The 20,949-nt window shown below is 72.7% G+C and carries 22 protein-coding genes; 8 read left to right on the forward strand and 14 right to left on the reverse strand.

Annotated elements, in window-relative coordinates; all coding sequences use genetic code 11:
* The first annotated feature begins 93 nt into the window (after positions 1–93).
* Positions 94–852 (forward strand): IclR family transcriptional regulator, encoded by a 759-nt coding sequence (locus tag ABD437_RS10675; protein ID WP_344648628.1) that lies wholly within the window; start codon positions 94–96, stop codon positions 850–852.
* Between the two features lie 69 nt (positions 853–921).
* Positions 922–1,536 carry a DUF2238 domain-containing protein gene (locus tag ABD437_RS10680; protein WP_344648629.1) on the forward strand — a complete coding sequence of 205 codons (615 nt, stop codon included), beginning with the start codon at positions 922–924 and terminating at the stop codon, positions 1,534–1,536.
* On the opposite strand, the gene ABD437_RS10685 is transcribed toward ABD437_RS10680, so the two are convergent.
* Positions 1,460–2,005: a hypothetical protein gene (locus ABD437_RS10685; protein ID WP_344648630.1), complete on the reverse strand. Its 546-nt coding sequence runs from the start codon at positions 2,003–2,005 to the stop codon at positions 1,460–1,462. The two genes, ABD437_RS10680 and ABD437_RS10685, sit on opposite strands and share 77 nt — an antisense overlap.
* 185 nt (positions 2,006–2,190) lie before the next feature.
* Here ABD437_RS10685 and ABD437_RS10690 point away from each other — a divergent pair, with 185 nt between their 5' ends.
* Positions 2,191–3,396 carry a glycoside hydrolase family 16 protein gene (locus tag ABD437_RS10690; RefSeq protein WP_344648631.1) on the forward strand — a complete coding sequence of 402 codons (1,206 nt, stop codon included), beginning with the start codon at positions 2,191–2,193 and terminating at the stop codon, positions 3,394–3,396.
* 39 nt (positions 3,397–3,435) lie between these two features.
* Here the strand turns inward: ABD437_RS10690 and ABD437_RS10695 are convergent, their stop codons facing one another.
* The gene (locus tag ABD437_RS10695) at positions 3,436–3,927 is read right to left on the reverse strand and encodes a MarR family winged helix-turn-helix transcriptional regulator (RefSeq protein WP_344648632.1); all 492 of its coding nucleotides are present in this window, start codon (positions 3,925–3,927) and stop codon (positions 3,436–3,438) included.
* 46 nt (positions 3,928–3,973) lie between these two features.
* On the opposite strand from ABD437_RS10695, the gene ABD437_RS10700 reads away from it, so the two are divergent.
* Positions 3,974–4,906 (forward strand): EamA family transporter, encoded by a 933-nt coding sequence (locus ABD437_RS10700; protein WP_344648633.1) that lies wholly within the window; start codon positions 3,974–3,976, stop codon positions 4,904–4,906.
* 46 nt (positions 4,907–4,952) lie between these two features.
* Positions 4,953–5,192 carry a hypothetical protein gene (locus tag ABD437_RS10705; protein WP_344648634.1) on the forward strand — a complete coding sequence of 80 codons (240 nt, stop codon included), beginning with the start codon at positions 4,953–4,955 and terminating at the stop codon, positions 5,190–5,192.
* Between the two features lie 4 nt (positions 5,193–5,196).
* Here ABD437_RS10705 and ABD437_RS10710 read toward each other — a convergent pair whose 3' ends face one another.
* Positions 5,197–7,203, reverse strand: a complete 2,007-nt coding sequence (locus tag ABD437_RS10710; RefSeq protein WP_344648635.1) for an ATP-binding protein — start codon at positions 7,201–7,203, stop codon at positions 5,197–5,199.
* Complete coding sequence (locus ABD437_RS10715) at positions 7,200–7,574, reverse strand: response regulator (RefSeq protein ID WP_344648636.1); 375 nt, start codon at positions 7,572–7,574, stop codon at positions 7,200–7,202. Before ABD437_RS10715 ends, ABD437_RS10710 begins: the two co-directional genes overlap by 4 nt.
* Positions 7,575–7,645: 71 nt before the next feature.
* On the opposite strand from ABD437_RS10715, the gene ABD437_RS10720 reads away from it, so the two are divergent.
* A complete protein-coding gene (locus ABD437_RS10720) occupies positions 7,646–8,737 on the forward strand; it encodes a class II histone deacetylase (RefSeq protein ID WP_344648637.1) in 1,092 nt (363 codons plus the stop codon).
* Here the strand turns inward: ABD437_RS10720 and amaB are convergent.
* The 6 genes from amaB to ABD437_RS10750 all read right to left on the reverse strand — a co-directional run bounded on the left by amaB (position 8,701) and on the right by ABD437_RS10750 (position 15,138).
* Positions 8,701–10,197 carry an L-piperidine-6-carboxylate dehydrogenase gene (amaB, locus tag ABD437_RS10725; RefSeq protein WP_344648638.1) on the reverse strand — a complete coding sequence of 499 codons (1,497 nt, stop codon included), beginning with the start codon at positions 10,195–10,197 and terminating at the stop codon, positions 8,701–8,703. The genes ABD437_RS10720 and amaB overlap by 37 nt on opposite strands.
* A complete protein-coding gene (gene hglS, locus ABD437_RS10730; RefSeq protein ID WP_344648639.1) occupies positions 10,194–11,537 on the reverse strand; it encodes a 2-oxoadipate dioxygenase/decarboxylase in 1,344 nt (447 codons plus the stop codon). The genes amaB and hglS overlap by 4 nt, the downstream gene beginning before the upstream one ends.
* A complete protein-coding gene (gene lat / locus ABD437_RS10735; protein ID WP_344648640.1) occupies positions 11,537–12,865 on the reverse strand; it encodes an L-lysine 6-transaminase in 1,329 nt (442 codons plus the stop codon). Before lat ends, hglS begins: the two co-directional genes overlap by 1 nt.
* 52 nt (positions 12,866–12,917) lie before the next feature.
* Complete coding sequence (locus tag ABD437_RS10740) at positions 12,918–13,370, reverse strand: Lrp/AsnC family transcriptional regulator (RefSeq protein ID WP_344648641.1); 453 nt, start codon at positions 13,368–13,370, stop codon at positions 12,918–12,920.
* A 26-nt stretch (positions 13,371–13,396) separates the two neighbouring features.
* Entirely contained in the window at positions 13,397–14,479 is a 1,083-nt protein-coding gene (locus ABD437_RS10745) for an RNA ligase RtcB family protein (RefSeq protein WP_344648642.1), read from the reverse strand.
* Between the two features lie 77 nt (positions 14,480–14,556).
* Positions 14,557–15,138: a TetR/AcrR family transcriptional regulator gene (locus ABD437_RS10750; protein WP_344648643.1), complete on the reverse strand. Its 582-nt coding sequence runs from the start codon at positions 15,136–15,138 to the stop codon at positions 14,557–14,559.
* Between the two features lie 87 nt (positions 15,139–15,225).
* Here ABD437_RS10750 and ABD437_RS10755 point away from each other — a divergent pair, with 87 nt between their 5' ends.
* On the forward strand, positions 15,226–16,200 hold the full coding sequence (locus ABD437_RS10755) for a quinone oxidoreductase family protein (RefSeq protein ID WP_344648644.1): 975 nt from the start codon (positions 15,226–15,228) through the stop codon (positions 16,198–16,200).
* 39 nt (positions 16,201–16,239) lie between these two features.
* Positions 16,240–17,175 carry an SMP-30/gluconolactonase/LRE family protein gene (locus ABD437_RS10760; protein WP_344648645.1) on the forward strand — a complete coding sequence of 312 codons (936 nt, stop codon included), beginning with the start codon at positions 16,240–16,242 and terminating at the stop codon, positions 17,173–17,175.
* Between the two features lie 34 nt (positions 17,176–17,209).
* On the opposite strand, the gene ABD437_RS10765 is transcribed toward ABD437_RS10760, so the two are convergent.
* Genes ABD437_RS10765 through ABD437_RS10780 form a run of 4 tightly spaced genes read right to left on the reverse strand, consistent with a single transcriptional unit; the run spans position 17,210 to position 20,901 of the window.
* A complete protein-coding gene (locus tag ABD437_RS10765; RefSeq protein ID WP_344648646.1) occupies positions 17,210–17,983 on the reverse strand; it encodes an enoyl-CoA hydratase in 774 nt (257 codons plus the stop codon).
* Positions 17,980–18,975, reverse strand: coding sequence for an NAD(P)H-dependent flavin oxidoreductase (locus ABD437_RS10770; RefSeq protein WP_344648647.1), 996 nt, complete (start codon positions 18,973–18,975; stop codon positions 17,980–17,982). Before ABD437_RS10770 ends, ABD437_RS10765 begins: the two co-directional genes overlap by 4 nt.
* A complete protein-coding gene (locus ABD437_RS10775) occupies positions 18,972–19,727 on the reverse strand; it encodes a 3-hydroxyacyl-CoA dehydrogenase (RefSeq protein WP_425558134.1) in 756 nt (251 codons plus the stop codon). The genes ABD437_RS10770 and ABD437_RS10775 overlap by 4 nt, the downstream gene beginning before the upstream one ends.
* A gap of 7 nt (positions 19,728–19,734) precedes the next feature.
* Positions 19,735–20,901, reverse strand: coding sequence for a thiolase family protein (locus ABD437_RS10780; protein WP_344648649.1), 1,167 nt, complete (start codon positions 20,899–20,901; stop codon positions 19,735–19,737).
* Positions 20,902–20,949: the final 48 nt, after the last annotated feature.

Here is a 20,949-nt window from a genome sequence, read left to right on the forward strand (position 1 = left end):
GTGGCCGTCCCGGCGCATTCCCGAAGTTAGAAAGCACCGCTATCGGTCTCAATGGCGTGTGTTCGACATTGTCGAACCGATACTTTTGGGGACGTGCCCGGCTCCGTGCAGTCCATCGAGCGGGCCGCGGCGATCCTGCGCCTCCTGGGCGGCGCGCCCGGCCCGCTGGGCGTCACCGAGATCGCCGAGGCGCTCGGCCTGGCCAAGGGCACGACGCACGGTTTGTTACGGACACTGCACCGGGTCGGTTTCGTCGACCAGGACGGCTCCGGCGGCAAGTACCGCGTCGGCAGCTCGCTGCTCGACCTCGGCGGCGGCCCGCTCGACCTCAACGAGCTGCGTTCGCACGCGATCAACTGGGCCGATCCGCTGGCCGCGCGCACCGGTTTCGCGGTCCGCATCGGGGCGCTGCAGGCCGGCGCGGTCGTCGTCGTCCACCACGTGTTCCGGCCCGACGACACCCAGCAGCGGCTCGACGTCGGCTCCTCCCTCCCCGCGCACGCCACCGCGCTGGGCAAGGCGCTGCTCGCCTACGCGCCGACCGCGTCGGTGGTGCTGGCCCAGGGCCTGCCGCCGTACTCGCACCGCACGATCACCGACCCGGACGTCCTGCGCGCCACGCTCGACCAGGTCCGCCGCCGCGGCTGGGCCGCCGAGGTCGAGGAGATGACCGTCGGCCAGGCCGGCATCGCGGTGCCGATCCGCGGGCACGGCGGTCTGGTGGTCGGCGCGATCGGCGTCAGCGGCGCCGTCGACGGCGTCTGCGACCCCGGCCTCCGGCCGAGGAACACCCTGGTCAACCGCGTGCGAGACGCGGCCCGCGCGGTCTCCCGCGACCTCGCGAACGACTGATTCCTACGCTCTGCGGCGAACCGGGAGGGTGCCCGGCCGCCTCTCCGCCCGGTCGTGCACACTGCCGCAATGCACCTGAAGAAGTGGGCCGGGCCCGTGGTGGTGCTGGTCGCCACCATCGCGCAGCTGGTCGTCGCGAGCGTGGCCAGTGACCTGCCGCAGTTCGCCGGCAAGGGCTTCGGCGCCCGCCTCGTGCTCTACCCGCTGATGATGCTCGTCGTCCCGGTGTGGTGGTGGTTGGCGAAACGGGGCACGCGTCCCCCGATCGCCGGCTTCACGTTGACGATGACCCCGTTCCTGATCGACGTCACCGGCAACACGCTCGACCTCTACGACTCGATCTCGTGGTGGGACGACGCGAACCACTTCGTCAACTGGTTCCTGCTGTGCCTGGGCCTCGCCCTGGTCCTGGAGGTGGACGCGCTGCGCCCGGCCTGGGCCAGGGCCGTGGTCGTGATCGGCGGCGGGGCGCTGCTCGCGCTGCTCTGGGAGCTCGGTGAGTGGTACGCGTTCATCCGGCACGGCACCGAGCTCGACACCGCCTACGAGGACACGCTCGGCGACATGACGCTGGGGACGTGTGGCGCGGGGGTGGCGGTGCTGGTGCTCATCGTCCTCCGACGGAGTAGTGCCAGTGCGCGTTCCGACGACACGTCTCCAGGTTTCGCTTCACTCCCCACGTGACCGCTGTGACGTCGGCCCTGGTGACCCGCAGGCCGCACCGCAGGTCGACCGCGCGCCCGAGGTAGTGCAGCGAACGGCGCGAGTGGCACTGCCCGAACAGGACGTTGATCGTGTAACCGCCGGAGCTCGTCCCCAGGTCGGCGAGGAAGCGCAGGATCCGGATGTCGGGGCGGATCCGAATCAGGCGACCGCGGTGGCAGCGCCGGGACAGGTTCGCCCGCTTGCCCGCGGCGATGTCGGCCAGCTGCTGGCTGGCCAGCGACCGGTCCCGGCGGTCGGCGGCCTTGTTCGCGGAGTAGTCGTGGATGCGGATCCGGCCCGCGGACCGCAGCGCGAGGATCTGCTGTGCGAGCTGGGCGGCGGAGTACCGGTTGAACGCCGGGCGGTCGATCGCCTCGCTCGGCACGGCGGGGAGCAGGAGCCCGACGACGAGCGCGCCGATGATGCCCGTTCGGTGATGAAGACGCATGACGACACTCAAAGTCGCTCTTGTTGCAGCGAGCGATCGACACGCCAGATTTACCGGGTAATTGAGTGAACCAGCATAAAGTTCGCAGCATTCTCCCAGCTCGCGCGCGCCGCGCGAATTACCCCCTTTCAGTGCGGTATGACGCTGCTTGCCACCAGCAGGTCGTTCGGAGAGGGAGTGCCGGGATGAACCGACGAGGCATCGGCGCGGTCACCGCGGTGGGGCTGGCCCTGGCCGCGCTGACTTCCCCACCGGCGGCGGCCGGCACGCACGAAGCGGCCTCGGCGGTGGCTGCGGGCGGGTCGCGTGATGAGCTGCGTGGGAGCCGGGCGTTCCCGGAGTGGTCGGCGCGGACGGCGGCGTCGACCGGGCTGACGCTGGACCGGCTGGACGTGCCGGCGACCGCGGAATCGGGCCAGGCGGTCGCGGCCACCGTGCGCCTGCACGCCTCGTCGGCACCGGTCACGGTCGAGGCGCTGACGGTCGCGGTCCGCGACTCCGACGGCGCACACTTCGACTTCCCCGGAGCCCGACCGGCCACGATCCCGACCAGCGGATACACCGTCACCACCGGCCCACGCACGTTCCCACCGGGCGACTACCTGATCGCCGCCGCGGTCCGGATCGCCGGCCACTGGACGGCACTCACCCCACCGAGGTACCTGACCGTCCGGACCAACCCGGTGACCTTCCGCCAGGAGTTCAGCGGCCCGGCCGGCGCCGGCCCCAACTACGGCCTCGCCACCGCGATGTGGTTCGACGACTCCCGAGGCGACCCCGGATACTCCCTCGACCAGGCCCGCCTCGACGGCCTCGGCCGCCTGGCCCTGACCGCGGCCCCCGGCCCGGTCTCCACCCGGCTCAGCATGCTCGACCGGTCGGGCAACGACGGCGCCGCCGCCTGGTCGCAACAGGGCGGCTACTTCTCCGCCCGGATGAAACTGCCCGTGGGCCAGGGCCTGCGCCCGGCGTTCCGCACGATCGGCGCGGACGCCGCGAGCGTCGCCTGGCCCGAGTCGGGCGGCATCGACATCGCCGAGGTGGCCGGCGAACGACCGGGGCTGGTGCGCCAGTTCGCCCACGGCGGCCGGCCCGACCTGGCGTACGGCCGAGCCCAGGCGTTGCCCGCGAACGGCACCGCCACCGACTGGCACGTCTACGCCCTGGACTGGAAACCCGGCGAGAACGGCCACCTACGCTGGTCCGTGGACGGCGTGGTCACCCAGGAACTCCGGGCCACCGAGGCCGGCGCCGCCTGGGCCTCGTTCCGCCGCCCCCACACGTTGGCCCTGGAACTGACGATCGAGGGCCCGGCCCCCCAGCTGCCCGCCACGGCCTTGATCGACTGGATCCGAGTCTTCCGCTACCCGGCAGGCGGCCCAACCCCCTGACCCCACCCGCCGGTCCGGGGCGGGACCGGCGGGTGGGGGTCAGTTCGGGTCGGCGGAGTGGAACACGCGGGCGAGGAGGGCGGCCAAGGTCTCGCGCTCCTCGGGCGACAGGTCGGCCAGCAACTCCTGCTCGGTCGCCAGATGCGCGGGCAACGTGGCCTCCACCGCGGCCTTCCCGGCCGCGGTGAGCGAGACCAGACTCCCCCGCCCGTCGTCGGGGTTCGGGGCGCGCGTGACGAGACCGCGCGACTCCAGCCGATTCAACCGCTGCGCCACCGCGGCGGACGTGATCATCGCGTCGGCCGCGAGCTGGGCCGGGGTGAGCCGGTGCGGAGGGCCGTTACGCAGCAGCGTGGCGAGCACGTCGAACGAGCCCCGGTCCAGATCGTGCGCGGCGAACGTGCGATCCAGCCGCCCGTGCACCGCCGCCGCCGCGCGGCTCAGCCGCCCGATCACCGCCATCGGCGACACGTCCAGGTCGGGACGTTCGCGCCGCCACTGCGCGAGGATCCGGTCCACATGATCGGTCACCCCCACACCCTAGCCATTTACCTAAGCACTTAGCTATTATTGCTAAGTGCTTAGCAATCAAGCTCGCGTGCTGATCGCGACCGCCGCCGCCCCGGCGACCTGGGGCACCACGTACCTGGTCACGACCGAGTTCCTCCCGGCCGGTCGTCCCCTGCTCGCCGGCGTGCTCCGTGCCCTCCCGGCGGGCCTGCTGCTGCTCGCGATCGTCCGCGTACTGCCCCGAGGCTCCTGGTGGTGGCGCTCGATCGTGCTGGGCACCCTGAACATCGGCGCGTTCTTCGCCCTGCTGTTCGTCGCCGCGTACCGCCTGCCCGGCGGGGTCGCCGCGATCGCCGGTGCGGTCCAGCCGCTGCTGGTGGCCGCACTCGCGGTCCCCGCACTGGGCGAACGCCTCCGCCCCCGCACGATCGCCGCCGGCGCGGCGGGCGTCGCCGGGGTGGCCCTGGTGGTCCTCACCGCCCAGGCCCGCCTGGACGCCCTGGGCCTGGCCGCCGCTCTGGGCGGCGCCGCCTCGATGGCACTGGGCCTGGTCCTCACCAAGCGCTGGTCGGGAACGGGCGCGGAAGCGCCTCCCCCGCTGGTCGGTACGGCGTGGCAGCTCGTCGCCGGAGGGCTGGTGCTGGCTCCGGTCGCGTTCGCGGTCGAGGGGGCACCACCCACCCTGGACGCGGCCGCGGTCGGCGGGTACACCTACCTCGCGGTGGTCGGTACGGCGCTCGCGTACGGGCTCTGGTTCCGTGGCCTCGCGGCCCTTCCGGCCGGTGCGACGTCCTTCCTCAGCCTGCTGAGCCCGGTGGTCGCGGTGCTCGCCGGCTGGCTCCTCCTCGGGCAGGCGCTCACCGCCGTCCAGGCCCTGGGCGTGGTCACCGTCCTCGCCGCCGTCCTCACCGCGATCCGCCCCACCCCAGCGGCCGCCCGGCCGGCGACACTGCCCCCGCCGGCCGCAGCGGCCGTGACCGTCGCGAGCGCCCGGCGGTAGCGACGGTTCGGGAACCGCGGCGGGCGCTCGATCGTCAGAAGCCGGTGTGGGAGCACTCGTGGTCGCCGCGGGCTACGTCGGCGTGATCGCCGGCCTCGTCGTGCTCGCCGCCCGGGTCCGCAGGCGCGGCATCAGCGCACCCCTTCTCGACGTGTTCGATCAGATGTACCGCCCCTCCGCGCACGAATCCCGGCTCGAGATCCTCGCCGAGGAACACCGCACCGCGCCGACGGAGACCCCGGACGACGACGAGGCTCCGGTGAAGGTCCGGCGCACCCGCGGCTGACGTCCTACGGTCGCGCCCGGCTCGGCCCGACCAGGACGTCGACGGCGGCCGACACCGCCGCGGGGAGAGTCAGGACGAACCGGGTGCCCACCCCGCCGGGATTGTCGGACGCGGCGATCGTGCCGCCGTGGCGCTCGACGATCCGGGCGCAGATCGCCAGACCCAGGCCGGTGCCGGTGTAGCCGGCGTCGCGGTGCGCGCGGTGGAAGTTCCCGAAGATCGCCTCGTGCTGGCCGGGCGGCACGCCGATGCCGTTGTCGGAGATCGTGAGCCGGACCCGGTCGCCGACGCGGTCGGTGGTGACCTCCACGTGCGGCACGACGCCGGGCGCGGTGTACTTGACCGCGTTGCCGAGCAGGTTCTCCAGCAGCTGCCGGATCAGCACCGGGTCGGCCTCGACGTCGTCCAGCGCACCCACGGTGAACCGCGGGGGCAGCGCGGCCGCGGCGGTGGCCTGGTCGGCGCGGGCGGACGCGATCTCCGCGACGAGGTCGGCCAGCGACACCCGGGTCGGGGTGAGCGCGCCGTCGCGGGCGGTGGCGTAGGCGAGCAGATCGTTGATGAGGTGACGCATCCGGGTGGAGCCGCGGCGGATGCGGGTGATGCAGTCGCGGGCCTCGGGGTGGTCGCCGAGCGTGTCGGCCAGCGCCTCGGTCCAGCCTTCCACGGTGGTGAGCGGGTTGAGCAGGTCGTGCGCGACGACCCCGGCGAACGCGGTGAGCTCGTCGCGGTGCCTGCGGTCCACCGTGACGTCGTGGTAGACCACCACCGCTCGGCGGCCGGCGCCCTCGTCCGGCAGCGGCGCGGCGGAGACCTGGAGGACGCGCTCGACGCCGGTGGAGACCTGGCGCACCCCGATGTCCCGCCCGACGACGGTCTGGCCGGCCAGCGCGTGCGCGTGCGGCAGGTCGGAGACCTCGAGCGGGCCACCGCCGGGTTCGGTGAGCACCAGTTCGTCGCTGTCGCCCACGTACTCCGCGCGGCGGCTCAACCCGGTGAACAGTTCCAGCGCGGCCGGGTTGCGCAGCAGGATCCGGCCGTCGGCGCCGACGACCATCAACGCGTCGCTGATCGAGTCGACGATCGTGGTGAGCAGCTTGGCCTGCGCCGCGCTGGCCGCGGCTGTCTCGGCCAGTTCGCGGGTGAGCGCCCGGCGCTCGTGGCGCCCGAGGGCCAGCACCGTTCCGAGCATCGCCACCATCGCGACGAACGACTGCGTCACCAGCGCCCGCACCGGGTACGACTCGATCGTGGCGAACGGACCCTGCCCGTGCAGGGTGAACAGAACCGCCACCGTGCCCACCGCGACGCCGTGCAGCGCCACCAGCGTCGCCGGGAACCGGCTCCCGGCCCACACCGTCACCAGGAGCAGCGGGAACGCGAGCGGGAGCCCGTGCGACTGCGCGAACGCGAGCACGTAGGCGGCGGCCGAACCGGCCGCGAGCGCCACCAGTTCCCCGTACCGCCACGCGCTGAGCCGCTCGTCGGTGCGTCGGCCGAGGAACAGCAGCCCGAGGATGCCGATCGCCAGGACGCTGGAGACGTTGCGGCTGAGCCAGACGAGTGCGCCGAGCCGGTCCCAGGACCCGGCGTACCAGCTGACCAGCGTGGGACCGACCAGCGCACCGGCGAGCGTGCCGGTGACCGCCGCCGCGATCAGGCGCCACAGGTCCGCCAGCGTGGCCAGCGGATCGGCCCCGCCACGGCGCCAGTCCGGATGGAGCCGGCCGAACACCGCGAGAAACACACCGATCTGGACGACGTTGGCCAGCGCGAACCCCGCCGCCAGCACCGGTGGGGCGCCCGTGGACAGGTTGACCGCGAGCGTGACGCCGACGAGCAGGGCCCAGTCCAGCGCGGTCGCGCGGCGGGCCACGAACCAGACGATCGAGACGCCGGCGGCCGGCCAGACCAGGCTCAGGCTCGTGCCGTCGACGATCGTGAGCCGCCCGGCGACGGCGGCGAGCCCGAACAGAGCCGCGAACGCGACCGAGCGGAGCGCCGAGCTCATCCGGGCGGGTTTCCGCCGCTGAGCAGATCGTCGACGGCGGCGCGGAGGTCGCGCGCGGCGAAGGGTTTGGTGAGGTAGGGGCAGCCGGTGGCTTTCATGCGGGCGAGCAGCTCACCCGACCAGAGCACGGTGATGAACAGCGCGGGCAGCGCCGGGTGGCGTTCGCGCAGGTCACCGAGGAGGTCGACGCCGTCCCGGCCGGGCAGGTCGACGTCGAGCACGGCGGCGTCCGGTGGGCCGTCGGCCTCGACGGTGCGCAGGGCGGCCGCGCAGGTGGCGACCGGGACGACCTCGTGGCCGGCGGCCTCGAAACGCTGGACGAGCAGGTCGCGCAGGTCCGGCTCGTCCTCCACCACCAGCAACCGCGCCATCCCCGCCGCCCCTCGTCAGTTCCCACTCCCCCATCGGCCGCCCGCGGGACGCCCTGAGCAAAGCTGGGGTCATGGCGACCGGGTGGGTGTGGAGCGAGAGATACATGTGGCACGACACCGGGACGGCGGGTGGGCCGTTACCGGTGAGCCGCTGGGTGGAGCCGATGACGCACGTGGAGAGCCCCGACACGAAACGCCGGTTCGCGAACCTGGTCGCGGCGTCGGGGCTGCTCGAACAGCTGACGGTGCTCGCGCCGCGCCCGGCGACCGTCGCCGAGCTCACCCGCGTCCACCGGCGCTCGTACGTGGCCGGGATCGAGCGGCAGGCCGCGTCCGGCGGCGGGAACCTCGGCGGCGGGACGCCGTTCGGCGAGTTCTCCTACGAGATCGCGCTGCTGGCCGCCGGTGGGGCGATCACCGCGGTCGAGGCGGTCGTCGGTGGCACCGTGGACAACGCGTACGCGCTGGTGCGGCCGCCCGGCCACCACGCCACCCCGGAGCACGGGCGGGGATTCTGCCTGTTCAACAACATCGCGGTCGCGGCACGGCACGCGCAGGCGGCGCTGGGCGTCGGCCGGGTCGCGATCGTCGACTGGGACGTGCACCACGGCAACGGAACCCAGGACACGTTCGCCGACGACGAGTCGGTGCTGGCGATCTCGATCCACCAGGACGGCGTGTACCCACCGGGGTCCGGGGCGGTGAGCGACGTCGGCACGATCGTCAACGTGCCACTGCCGGCCGGGTCCGGGGAGGGCGCGTACCGGGCCGCGTTCGCCGACGTCGTCGAGCCGGCGCTGGACCGGTTCGCCCCCGACCTGATCCTGGTGGCCTGCGGGTTCGACGCGAACGGCTTCGATCCGCTGGCGCGTCAGATGCTGAGTTCGGAGTCGTTCCGGTGGATGACCGGGCGGGTGCGGGCCGCCGCGGAACGGCACTGCGACGGGCGACTGGTACTCGTCCACGAGGGTGGGTACTCGCCGTTCGCGGTGCCGTTCTGCGGGTTGGCCGTCGTGGAGGAACTCAGCGGTCTCCGCACCGGGGTCGAAGACCCGTACCTACCGATCGTCGAGAACTACGGCGGCGGGCGGCTGCTCCCCCATCAAGCCGACGCGGTCGCGAAGGCTCAGAGGAACGACACGTCCTGGGCCAGCAGCAGCTGACCGGACGCGTTCACCGTGTTGGTGGCCCGGCGCATGTACGCGCGCCAGGCGTCGGAGCCGGACTCGCGGCCGCCGCCGGTCTCCTTCTCGCCGCCGAACGCGCCGCCGATCTCCGCACCGGACGTACCGATGTTGACGTTCACGATGCCGCAGTCGGAGCCGTCCGCGGCCAGGAAGCGCTCGGCCTCCTGCTGGTCGCGGGTGAAGATGCCGGACGACAGCCCCTGCGGCACGTCGTTGTGCAGCGCGATCGCCTCGTCGAGCGTCTCGTAGGTGAGCACGTACAGGATCGGCGCGAACGTCTCGGTGCGTACGATGTCGGTCTGGGACGGCATGCGGACGACGGCCGGCTCGGCGTAGTAGCCGTCGCCGTCGACCTCGCGCCGGCCGCCGCCGACGAGCACCTCGCCGCCGTCGGCGCGGGCCTGGTCGAGCGCGGCGGCCATCGCGTCGAACGCGGCCCGGTCGACGAGCGGTCCGACCAGCGTGCCGGAGTCGAGCGGGCTGCCGATCGGGAGCTTCGCGTACGCGGTGGTCAGCTTGCCGACGAGCTCGTCGGCCACGGACGCGTGGACGATCAGGCGGCGCAGCGTCGTGCAGCGCTGCCCGGCGGTGCCGGCGGCGGCGAACACGATCGCGCGGGTGGCGAGGTCGAGGTCGGCCGACGGCGTCACGACCGCGGCGTTGTTGCCGCCGAGCTCGAGCAGCGTGCGGCCGAACCGGGCGGCCACCCGCGGGCCGACCTCACGGCCCATCCGGGTGGATCCGGTGGCGCTCACCAGCGGCACCAGCGGCGAGTCGACGAGGGCCTCGCCGACCTCGCGGCCACCGATGACGACCCGGTGCAGGTCGGCCGGTGCGGCGGCCTCGGCGATGGCCCGGTCGAGCAGCGCCGAACAGGCCAGCGCGGTCAGCGGCGTCTTCTCCGACGGCTTCCAGACGACCGCGTCGCCGCAGACCAGCGCCACCGCGGTGTTCCACGACCAGACCGCGACCGGGAAGTTGAACGCCGAGATCACGCCGACGACGCCGAGCGGGTGCCAGGTCTCCATGAGCCGGTGGCCGGGGCGCTCGGAGGGCATCGTCCGGCCGTAGAGCTGCCGGGACAGGCCGACCGCGAAGTCGCAGATGTCGATCATCTCCTGCACCTCGCCGAGCGCCTCGGAGCGGATCTTGCCCGCCTCCAGCGTCACCAGGGTGGCCAGGTCGTCCTTGTGCTCGTCGATCAGCTGACCGAGCCGCTTGACCAGGGCACCGCGCACCGGCGCGGGCACCGTGCGCCACTGCTGGTAGGCGGCGTGGGCGGCGGCGACGGCCGCGTCGACGTCGGTGCTCTCGCGCACGCTCGCCAGCTCGGCGCCGGTGAGCGGGGTGCGGACGGTCAGCCCGCCGGTCAGGGCGGCGTCCTCGACGCCGCAGGCCTTCAACGCGTTCCGAGCGCTCTCGCGCAGGTCGATCATGGGATCTCCAGGTTGAGCGCCTGCAGCGAGGCGCGCGTCAGTTCTTCGTTGCGGACGATCGGATCGGCGACGTCGCGGCCGAGCGCGTCGCTCATCCAGCCGGCGTCGCGGGCGGCGCCGGTGTGGGCGTCGTCCCGCCGGCCGGCGTCGGTGAGGTTGGACTGGAAGATTCCGGCGGCCGAGCGGGGCAGGAAATCCTCGTAGACGATCGGTTCACGCACGGCCGCGCCGGCACGCACCCACTCGTGGACGTCGGAGCTGTCGGGGCGGGGCGCTCCGGGCACCGCGCGGTAGGTGAACGCGCCGAGCCCGGCCCGGTCCAAGCCCTCCTCGGTCGCCGGGAGGTGCTCACGCCAGACCTCGGCCGCCACCTCCGTGCGCGGGCGGCCGCTCGACGCGCGGCGGGTGTCCACCTCGGCCAGGAGCCGGTCGTAGAGTGCCCGCCCGGCGGCGGTGAGCGCGATGCCGCGGGCCTCGACCTCGCCGAACCGGACCCGCAGTTCGCCCGGGCCGTCGGTGAACCGCCGGGGCTCGGCGAGCGCACGGAACGACGTCTGGCGCAGCAGCACGTCCGGGCCGTCCCAGGCCGGTGGCCCCTGGATCTCGTCGATCATCGTGATGCCCAGGTCGCTCATCCGGCGGTAGAGCTCGTCGATGTCGAGCACGCGCGGGGTGAGGTGGTTGATGTGGGTGGAGGTCACCCCGCCGATGTCGGCGGCCACCGCGGAGATCCGCGCGAGCTCGTCGTACCAGGCCCGGTCGATCGGGTCCGGGGACAGGGCGAAACAGGCGGTGGCGCCGGCCAGCAGTTCCGCGGCCTCCGCGTCGGGCAGTTCGCCGTCGGACTCGGCCCTCGCCGCGAGCTCGAGCACCCGGGGCGGGAACAGCTCCCGGCGCCCCAGGAACGTCTCCAGCCGCGACTGCAGGTCGGCGTCGAAGAACCGCCGGTCGTCGGTGACCAGCACCGACGTGAAGACCCGGAACGGGTTGCGGGCCAGCTCGTCGGCCGGAAGCGGCCGGAACGCGGTCGACACCACCGGCACCGACGACGACGACGCGTTCCGCAGGTCGTAGAACCCGACCGGGTGCATCCCGAACCCGGCGAAGAGCTGACCGACCTGACGCAGCTCACGCGCGGTGCCGACCCGGATCGCGCCGTGCCGCTCGGCGGTGACCCGTTCGATGCTGCCCAGCCGCTGGGCGTCGGCGCCGCGTTTCGCCAGCACGTCGGCGTTGACCTCGGACGACACCCGCAGCAGCGTGGTGTAGGCCGGCACCTCGGTGCCGTACATCTCCGACAGCGACCGGGCGAACGCGGCCCGCAACTCCCACTGACGCACTAGGCCTCCAGACGTGCCAACACCCGGTCGATCGCCGCGACGCCGGCGTCCAGCTCGGCCTCGCTGATCGTGAGGGCGGGCCGGAAGCGGACGCTCCGCGCGCCACACCCGAGCATCATCACGCTCTCGTCCTTCTGCAAGCCGTCGAGCAACGCGTCGCGCAGTGACGCGTCGGACAGCGTGAAGGCGCACATCAGGCCCCGGCCGCGGACGTTGCTCACCGACGCGTGCTTCTCACCGAGCGCCCGGAGCTTCTCCAGCAGGCTCGCGCCGAGCGACGCGGACCGGTCGACGAGCTTCTCGTCGCGGATGACCTCGAGGATGCGGCGGGACCGCACCATGTCGGTGAGGTTGCCGCCCCAGGTGGAGTTGAGGCGCGAGCTCACCGCGAACACGTTGTCGGCGACCTCGTCCACCCGGCCGCCGGCCATGATGCCGCAGACCTGGGTCTTCTTGCCGAACGCCACGATGTCCGGGACGACGTCGAGCTGCTGGAACGCCCACGTGGTGCCGGTGAGGCCGACGCCGGTCTGCACCTCGTCGAGGATGAACAGCGCGTCGAACTCGTGGCAGAGCTCCCGCAGCGCCCGCAGGAACGACGGGCGGAAATGGTGGTCGCCGCCCTCGCCCTGGATCGGCTCCATGATCGCGGCGGCGATGTCGTGCGGGTGGGCCTCGAACGCGGCGCGCGCGGCGGCCAGCGACTGCGCCTCGAGCGCGTCCAGATCCGCGTCCTCGCGGACGTACGGCGCCGGGATCCGCGGCCAGTCGAACTTCGGGAAGCGCGCGACCTTGTTCGGGTCGGTGTTCGTCAGCGACATCGTGTAGCCGGTGCGGCCGTGGAACGCGTGTTCCAGGTGCAGCACGCGGGTGCCGAGCGCGGGGTCGATTCCGTGCGCCTCGTTCCAGCGGCTCTTCCAGTCGAACGCGACCTTGAGCGCGTTCTCGACCGCGAGGCCGCCGCCCTCGATGAAGAACAGGTGCGGCAGCCGGTCGTCGCCGAGCACCTCGGCGAACGTGTCGACGAACTGCGCCATCTCGACGGTGTAGACGTCGGAGTTGCTCGGCTTGTTGGTGGCGGCGCGGAGCAGTTCGGCGCGGAAGGCCGGGTCGGCGAGCGCGGGGTGGTTCATCCCCAGCGCCGACGAGGCGAAGAATGTGAACAGGTCGAGGTACTCGTGGCCGTCGCGGGCGTCCACGAGCGTGGAGCCGTGCGAGGCCTCGAGGTCGAGTACGAAGTCGAAACCGTCGGCGAGGAGATGCTCGGCGATGACGGCATGTACGGTGCCCGGCCGGACCGTCCCGGGGGCGTCCACGATCTGGGTCATGAGCCAACGCTAAGACGATCTTTACGGTTTCACAACGGCCGGACCGTAAATTTTACGGGCGAGGGCGCCTTTCGTAGAACGTTTGTAGGACGACGGTGGTGTGCGTCCGGACGTTGGCGACGATCCGGATCTCCCGGAGCAGCTCCTCCAGCGCCCGGGGCGACGGCACCCGGACGAGCAGGAGGTAGCTCGCCTCGCCGGCCACCGAGTAGCACGCCTCCACCGCGTCGAGCGCGGCGAGCTGGGTGGGCGCCTCGTCGGGCTGGGCCGGGTCGAGCGGCGTGATGCTGACGAACGCCGCGAGCGGCAGGCCCAGCGCGTCGGGGTCGACGTCGGCGGCGTACCCGCGGATCACCCCCCGCTGTTCGAGCCGGCGCACGCGTGACTGGGTGGCCGAGACCGACAGCCCGGCCGCGGCCGCGAGCGTCGAGAGCGTGGCACGACCGTCGGCGGCCAGCATGGCCACCAGCGTGCGGTCGACGTCGTCTTCGAGTGGCGAGGTCACCGGTCGGACGGTACCGGGTGCGACGCTCACCGGCGCGGTGTGCGCCGACGGGGAGCGGCGTCCGCGGTCTTGTAGGTGACGACGGGCAGCGTGGTCAGGATCGGCGTGGCCAGGCCGTGCTCGACGAGGTCGCCGACCACGCGGTCGATCCGCTTGTACGCGCTCGGCGCCTCCTCGAAGAGGAGCTGGCGGTCGCCGCACACCACTATCGACCCCTTCCGCGGGCGGCGCAGCTCCTCCACCGTGTGCTTGGCCTTGCCGCGGCGCAGGGCGTCGGCGCGGGACATCTTGCGGCCCGCGCCGTGCGCGACCGAGTACCCGGCGTCCGGGCCGGCGTGCGCGGCCACCAGGTACGAGTGCGTGCCGCGGGTGCCGGCGATCAGCACGTCGCGGTCGTCTCCGGGGGCGGCGCCCTTGCGGTGCAGGTAGTGCCCGTCGCGGACCTCCACCGAGTTGTGGCAGACGTCGACGATCGGCTCGGTGAGCGAGGCGCCGATCGCGTCGGCGACGCGGGCCGCGAGCACCCGGCGGTTGAGCGAACCCCACCGCACGGCGTCGTCGTGGGCGGCGAGGTAGGCCGCCGGGTCGGCGGCCGGCCCGGCGCCGTGGACCTCGGTGTGGGCGCGGAGGATGGCTTCGCCCAGGCCGCGGGAGCCGCTGTGGACGATCAGGACGTGGCTGCCCTTCCCCAGGCCGCAGGCGGCGGCGCGCTCGGCGTCGAGCACGTCGTCGACCTCGGCCAGCTCGACGAAGTGGTTACCCCGCCCCACCGTTCCCAGCCCGTCCGTCCAGCCGCCCGGTGGAGGCTCGTCGGGTTCGACCGGGCGGTCGAGGTCGGGGAAGCGGGCGGCCAGCTTCTCCGGGTCGGCGCGCTTGAGGCGCAGCGGGAACACCGCGATGCCGCAGCCGATGTCAGAGCCGACCAGGAACGGGTAGAGCACCGAGGACGTCATCGCGGCGCCGATCGGGGCGCCCTTGCCGGGGTGCAGGTCCGGCATCCCGGCGACGTGGATCATGCCGTCGAGCGCGGCGACCTGCGCGCACTGGGCGCGGGCGTCGGACTCGATCCAGCTGAGCGGGGAGTCGAGAATGGTGACGGTGGTGGGCACGACGAGTTCTTCCCGGAAGAGGTGACGGAGGCGCTGGGGAAGTTCGTCAGTACGTCATGCCCCCAGGCTCGCAGAGGTCAGCAACCGGTTTTCTCGAGCAGCGCCGACGCGGTCGCCCGCAGGGCACGCTTCACGCGCTCCTCCTCACCCCGATCGATCATCGCGACCAGCGGCCCGCTGCGTAGCCCGGCCAGCAGCACGTGCGCCAGCGTCCGGGGGTCGTCACCGGTCAGCAGCGACGCCACGTGGGCGTGCCAGAACCGGTACACCGGGTGCTCGGCGAGGTCACCGTGGTCGTGCGGCGCGGACGCCTCGGCGTGGCCCAGCGCGGCCAGCAGGTTCTTGTTGCGCACGACGACGTCGACCACGGCGTCGAGAAAGGCCGGTAGGCGTTCGGCCGGCGGCGCACCGGGGCCCAGCGGCGGCGGACCGTTCTCGACCGCCTCCCGCAGCCCGAGCGCACGCTCCTGCACGAGCGCGACCATCAGCCCCATCCGGCTGCCGAACCGGTGGAACACCGTGCCTTTCCCGACGCCGGCCTCGGCCGCGACGAGCTCCATCGAGATCGTCTCGGGCCGCTGACGGGCGAGCAACGCCTCGGTCGCGGTCAGGATCGCGCGCCGGTTGCGTGCCGCGTCGGCCCGTTCACGCCGTTCCATGCGCCTCCACTCGAATGACAACTGGACCGCCGGTCCAGTACGGTCCAAAGAACTTGACCGCCGGTCCAGATTACCTCGGAGGCCCCCATGCGTCGTGTCCGCTACTACGAGCACGGCGGCCCCGAGGTGCTGCGCCTGGAAGACGCCGCCGTCCCGGAACCGGCCGCGGGCCAGGTCCGGCTACGCGCCGAGGTCATCGGCGCGAACTTCGTCGACACCCGGTTCCGCGCCGGTCCGAGCAGCGGCCCGCTCTTCGCCCGCCCGCTGCCCGGCCGCCCCACCGGCGACGTCGTCGGCGTGGTCGACGCGGTCGGCCCCGGCGTCGACCCGTCACTCGGGGGCCGGCGGGTCGGGGCGCTGGTCGCCGAGGACGCCTACGCCGAGTACACGCTCGCCGACGCGAGCCGGCTGGTCCCGATCCCCGACGGGGTCGACGACGCGACCGCGACCACGCTGGCCGGCACCGCGCCGGTGGCCCTCGGGGTGCTCCGCCTCGGCCGGCTGGCCGCGCACGAGACCGTGCTCGTGCACTCGGCGGCCGGCGGCATCGGGCACCTCGTCGTGCAGCTGGCCCGGCGGCAGGGCGCCACCGTGATCGCCACCGCGAGCACCGCCTCCAAACTGGACTTCGCGACGGCGTTCGGGGCGCACGTCGGCGTCGACTACACCGACCCCGGCTGGCCGGAGCAGGTGCGTGCCGCCGCCCCCACCGGCGTGGACCTCGTCGTCGACGCGATCGGCGGCGACGTCCTGCGGCACAGCGTCGACGTGCTGGCCCCGTTCGGACGGGCGGTCGTGTACGGCGCGGCCGGCGGCGAGCTGATCGACGTCCCGGTCCGGTCGTTGTTCGGCCTGAAAGCGGTGCTCGGGTTCTCCTACCTGGCCTGGTGGGCCGCGGCTCCCGAGCAGGTGCGCGCCGCGATCGCCGAGCTGACGCGACTCGCCGAGGACAACGCCCTGCGCGCGGCCGTGCATGCGCGGTTGCCGCTCGCCGACGCCGCGCGAGCGCATCGGATCCTCGACGATCGGGGACAGCTCGGGCGGGTGCTGCTGGTGCCGTGAACGCTTACTACACACCTTTGTAGTAGCTAAGGTGGCCCCATGAAAGCCAAACTCGCCGCAGCTCTGCTCACCGGCGTCACGGCCGCCACGCTCACCGCTTCTCCGGTGGCCGCGACCCCCGCGAGCCCCTCCCCCACCACCTATCAGCTCCCGGCCGGTTTCCGCCCCGAGGGCATCACGATCGGGCGCGAACCGGTGGCCTACCTCGGCTCGCTGGCCGACGGTGACATCCTGCGCGTCGACCTGCGCACCGGTCGCTCGACGGTGATCGCGCAGGGCCCGGGCACGGCGTCGGTCGGCCTCAAGCTCGACCAGCGCGGCCGCCTGTTCGTCGCCGGGCAGTCCGCCGGCACGGCCCGGGTCGTCGACACGAAGTCCGGGAAGACGCTCGCGAACCTGCGGCTGACCACCGCCACCGACACGTTCGTCAACGACGTGGTGCTCACCCGCACGGCGGCGTACTTCACCGACTCGCGACAGAAGCAGCTCTACCGGGTGGCGATCCCGCGCAGCGGCGTGCCCACCCGGTCCGACGTCAGCACGATCCCGCTGACCGGCGACATCGTCTACGGCGAGGGCAACAACGCCAACGGCATCACGCGGACGCCGGACGGGCGGGGCCTGATCGTCGTCCAGTCGAACACCGGCGGGCTGTTCCACGTCGACGCCGCGAGCGGCAAGACCACGAAGATCGCGGTGACCAAGGACGGCAAGGAGTTCCCGCTGACCAACGGGGACGGTCTGCTGACGCTCGGACAGACGTTGTTCGTCGTCCAGAACCGGAACAACTCGATCGCGGTGGTGAACCTGGACGGAACGCGCGGCACGGTGGTCGGCGCGATCACCGACTCCCGTTTCGACGTGCCGACGACGCTCGCGCTCTACCGGGGCCGGCTCTACACCCCGAACGCACGCTTCACCACCACGCCCACCCCGGCCACGCCGTACACCGCGGTCAGCGTCCCCCTGCCGTGAACGATCCGGGGCCGCCCGCGGGCGGCCCCGGATCTCACGCTCCGGTGAACTTCGGCGGGCGTTTCTCTCCGAACGCGACGACGGCTTCGGCGAGGTCGGCCGTCTGCAGCAGGTGGCCCTGGCCCTCGAGCTCACGCCCGAGCGCACCCTCGAGCGACGTCAGCGTCGCCGCGTTGACCGCCTTCTTGGTCGCCGCGAGGGCCAGCGGCGCCCCGGTCGACAGCCGATCGGTCAGCGCCTTGGCCGCCGCGTCCAGCTCCTCGGCGTCCACGGCCTGGTAGATCAGCCCCCAGGCGACCGCCTCGGCCGCCGGGATCCGCTCCGGGACCAGCGCCATCGCCATCGCCCTGGCCCGGCCGATCGCGGTGGGCACCAGCGCGGTCGCGCCGCCGTCGGGCATCAGGCCGATGCTCGTGAACGACAGCAGGAAGTACGCGTTCGACGAGGCCAGCACCAGGTCCGCGGCGAGCGCGAGCGAACACCCGACCCCGACCGCCGGGCCGTTGACCACCGCGACGGTCGGCTGACGGGCGTCACGCACGGCCCGGATCAGCCGGTTGGCGGCCATGATCGTGTCGGTGCCGGGCCTGCCGGTCGCGGTCGCGCCCGACTTGAGGTCCGCGCCGGCGCTGAACGCGCGCCCGGTGCCGGTCAGCGTGATGACACGCACGTCCGGATCCGCGCCGGCCTCGAGGATCAGGTCGGCGAGGTCGTTCAGGACGTCGGTGGTCACCGAGTTCAACCGCTCGGGGCGGTTGATCGCGATGGTCAGCACTGCGCCGTCGCGGTTCACCGTGATGTCACTCATGAGGCCACTCCGGTGAGAGTTACGAGTGATGCCAGACGGCCCCGGATGATCTCGGCCGCCTCGGTGACGATACGACGGACCAGGTCACCCGCGGTCGGGATGTCGTGGATGAGGCCCTGCACCATCCCGACCGACCAGATCCCGGCCTCGACGTCGCCGTTCTCGTAGACGGTCCGGCCGCGCGCGCCGGACACCAGGTGCTGGACGTCGGCGAACTGACCGCCCTCGTTCAGGATGCGGACCACCTCGACGCTCACCGCGTTCCTCGCGACCCGCGCGGTGTTGCGCAGCGGCCGGAAGATCAGCTCGGTGTCGCGCTCGTCGGCGTCGACGATGGCCTGTTTGACGGCCTGGTCGATCGGTGACTCGACCGTGCACATGAACCGGCTGCCCATGTTGATGCCGTCGGCGCCCAGTGCCAGCGCGGCGACCAGGCCCCGGGCGTCGCCGAACCCGCCGGACGCGATGAACGGGATCGTCAGCTTGTCGGCCGCGGCCGGGATCAGCACCAGGCCCGGGATGTCGTCCTCACCCGGGTGACCGGCGCACTCGAACCCGTCGATCGAGACCGCGTCCACACCGATCCGCTGGGCTTTGAGCGCGTGACGCACGCTCGTGCACTTGTGCAGGACCTTGACGCCGTGCTCTTTGAACAGGTCCATGTGCGGCTCGGGATTGGACCCCGCCGTCTCGACGACCGTGATGCCGGCGTCCACGATCACCCGCCGGTACTCGTCGTACGGCGGTGGCGTGATCGTCGGCAGGATCGTCAGGTTGACGCCGAACGGCTTGTCGGTGAGCGCCCGCGCCTTCTCGATCTCGGTGGCGAGGTCGGCCGGCGTCGGCTGGGTGAGCGCGGTGATGAGCCCGAGCCCGCCGGCCTCGGACACCGCGGCCGCGAGCTCGGCCCGCCCCACCCACTGCATCCCGCCCTGCACCACCGGGTGTTCGACGCCGAACAGCTCGGTGAAGCGGGTCGTCAGCACGCTCATCGGGGCGACATCCGGATCGCCCCGTCGAGGCGGATGACCTCGCCGTTGAGCATCGGGTTCGCGATGATCTGCGACGCGAGCAGCCCGTACTCGACCGGGGAGCCGAGCCGCGACGGGTGCGGCACCTGGGCGCCCAGCGCGTCGCGCACGGTGTCGGGCAGGCTGCCCAGCAGCGGGGTGTCGAACAGACCCGGGGCGATCGTGTTGACCCGGATCTTGAGCGACGCGAGGTCACGCGCGATCGGCAACGTCATGCCGACGATGCCGCCCTTCGACGCCGAGTACGCGGCCTGCCCGATCTGCCCCTCGAACGCCGCGACCGAGGCGGTGTTGACGATGACCCCGCGCTCGCCGTCGACTTCCTCGGCCTGCGCGATCCGCGCCGCGGCCAGCCGGATCACGTTGAACGTGCCGATCAGGTTGACCTGGACGACCCGCTGGAACGCGTCGAGCGGGAAGGGCTTGTACTCCTTGCCCACGGTCTTGATCGCGGTGCCGATGCCGGCGCAGTTGATCGCGGCACGCAGCGTGCCGATCTCGGCCGCCGCGTGCACGGCGCCGGCCACGTCCGACTCGGACGTGACGTCACCCGGCGCGAAGACCCCGCCGAGCTTCTCGGCCACCGCGGCCCCGTCCGAGCCGGGCAGGTCGAGGATCACGACCCTGGCCCCGTCGGCGACCAGCTTCTCGGCGGTCGCGAGCCCCAGCCCGGACGCACCCCCGGTGATCAGCGCGACGTCGGATCCGGTCAGCCGCACGTCAGATCCGCTCGATGATCGTCGCGTTGGCCATGCCGCCGCCCTCGCACATCGTCTGCAGGCCGTACCGGCCGCCGGTGTCCTCCAGGTGGTTGACCAGCGTGGTCAGCAACCGGGTGCCGGACGAACCGAGCGCGTGGCCGAGCGCGATCGCCCCGCCGCGCGGGTTCAGCTTCGCCGGGTCGGCGCCGAGCTCCTGCGCCCAGGCCAGCGGCACCGGCGCGAACGCCTCGTTGACCTCGTAGGCGTCGAGGTCGTCGATGCTCAGCCCGGACTTCGCCAGGATCTTCTTGGTGGCCGGGATCGGGCCGGTGAGCATCAGCAGCGGGTCGTCGCCGACGACGGCGAACGAGTGGAACCGGGCGCGGGGCGTGAGACCGAGCTCCGCGGCCTTCTCGGCCGACATGATGAGGACGGCCGACGCGCCGTCGGTGAGCGGCGACGAGTTGCCCGGCGTGATGTGCCAGCCGATCTCCGGGAAACGCTCGGCGAGCTTCTCGTGGTAGAAGCTGGGTTTGAGGCCGGCCAGCTTCTCCGCTGTCGTCGAAGCCCGCACGGTCTCGTCGGTGGTGAACTCGCCCACCGGGATGATCTCCCGGTCGAACGCGCCGGCCGCAGTTGCGGCCGCCGCCCGGGCGTGCGACTGCGCCGAGTACTCGTCGAGCTGCTCGCGGCTGAACTTCCAGCGGCCGGCGATGATCTCGGCCGAGACGCCCTGGTTGACCAGGCCCTCGGGGTAGCGCTTCGGCACGCCGGTGCCGAACGGGTTCTGCCCGGCCGCCGACGTGCCCATCGGCACCCGGCTCATCGACTCGACGCCGCAGGCGATCACCACGTCGTACGCGCCGGCGAGAACGCCCTGCGCGGCGAAGTGCGCGGCCTGCTGGCTGGAACCGCACTGCCGGTCGATGGTGGTCGCCGGGATCGACTCCGGCAGACCGGCGCCGAGCACCGCGTTGCGGGTGATGTTCAGCGCCTGCTCGCCGGCCTGGCCGACGCAGCCGCCGATCACGTCGTCGATCTGGGTGGGGTCGATGCCGGTGCGCTCGAGCAGCGCGGTGAGCGCGCCGGAGAGCAGGTCGACCGGGTGGATGCCGGAGAGCGCGCCCCCGGGCTTGCCCTTGCCGGACGGGGTTCGGACAGCTTCCACGATCACCGCGTCGCGCACAGATGCCTCCTTTGGCCTGCTCCGTTCCCACCGAGTTTCGTCGCGGCG

This window comes from Cryptosporangium japonicum (assembly GCF_039524755.1).
GTDB lineage: Bacteria > Actinomycetota > Actinomycetes > Mycobacteriales > Cryptosporangiaceae > Cryptosporangium > Cryptosporangium japonicum.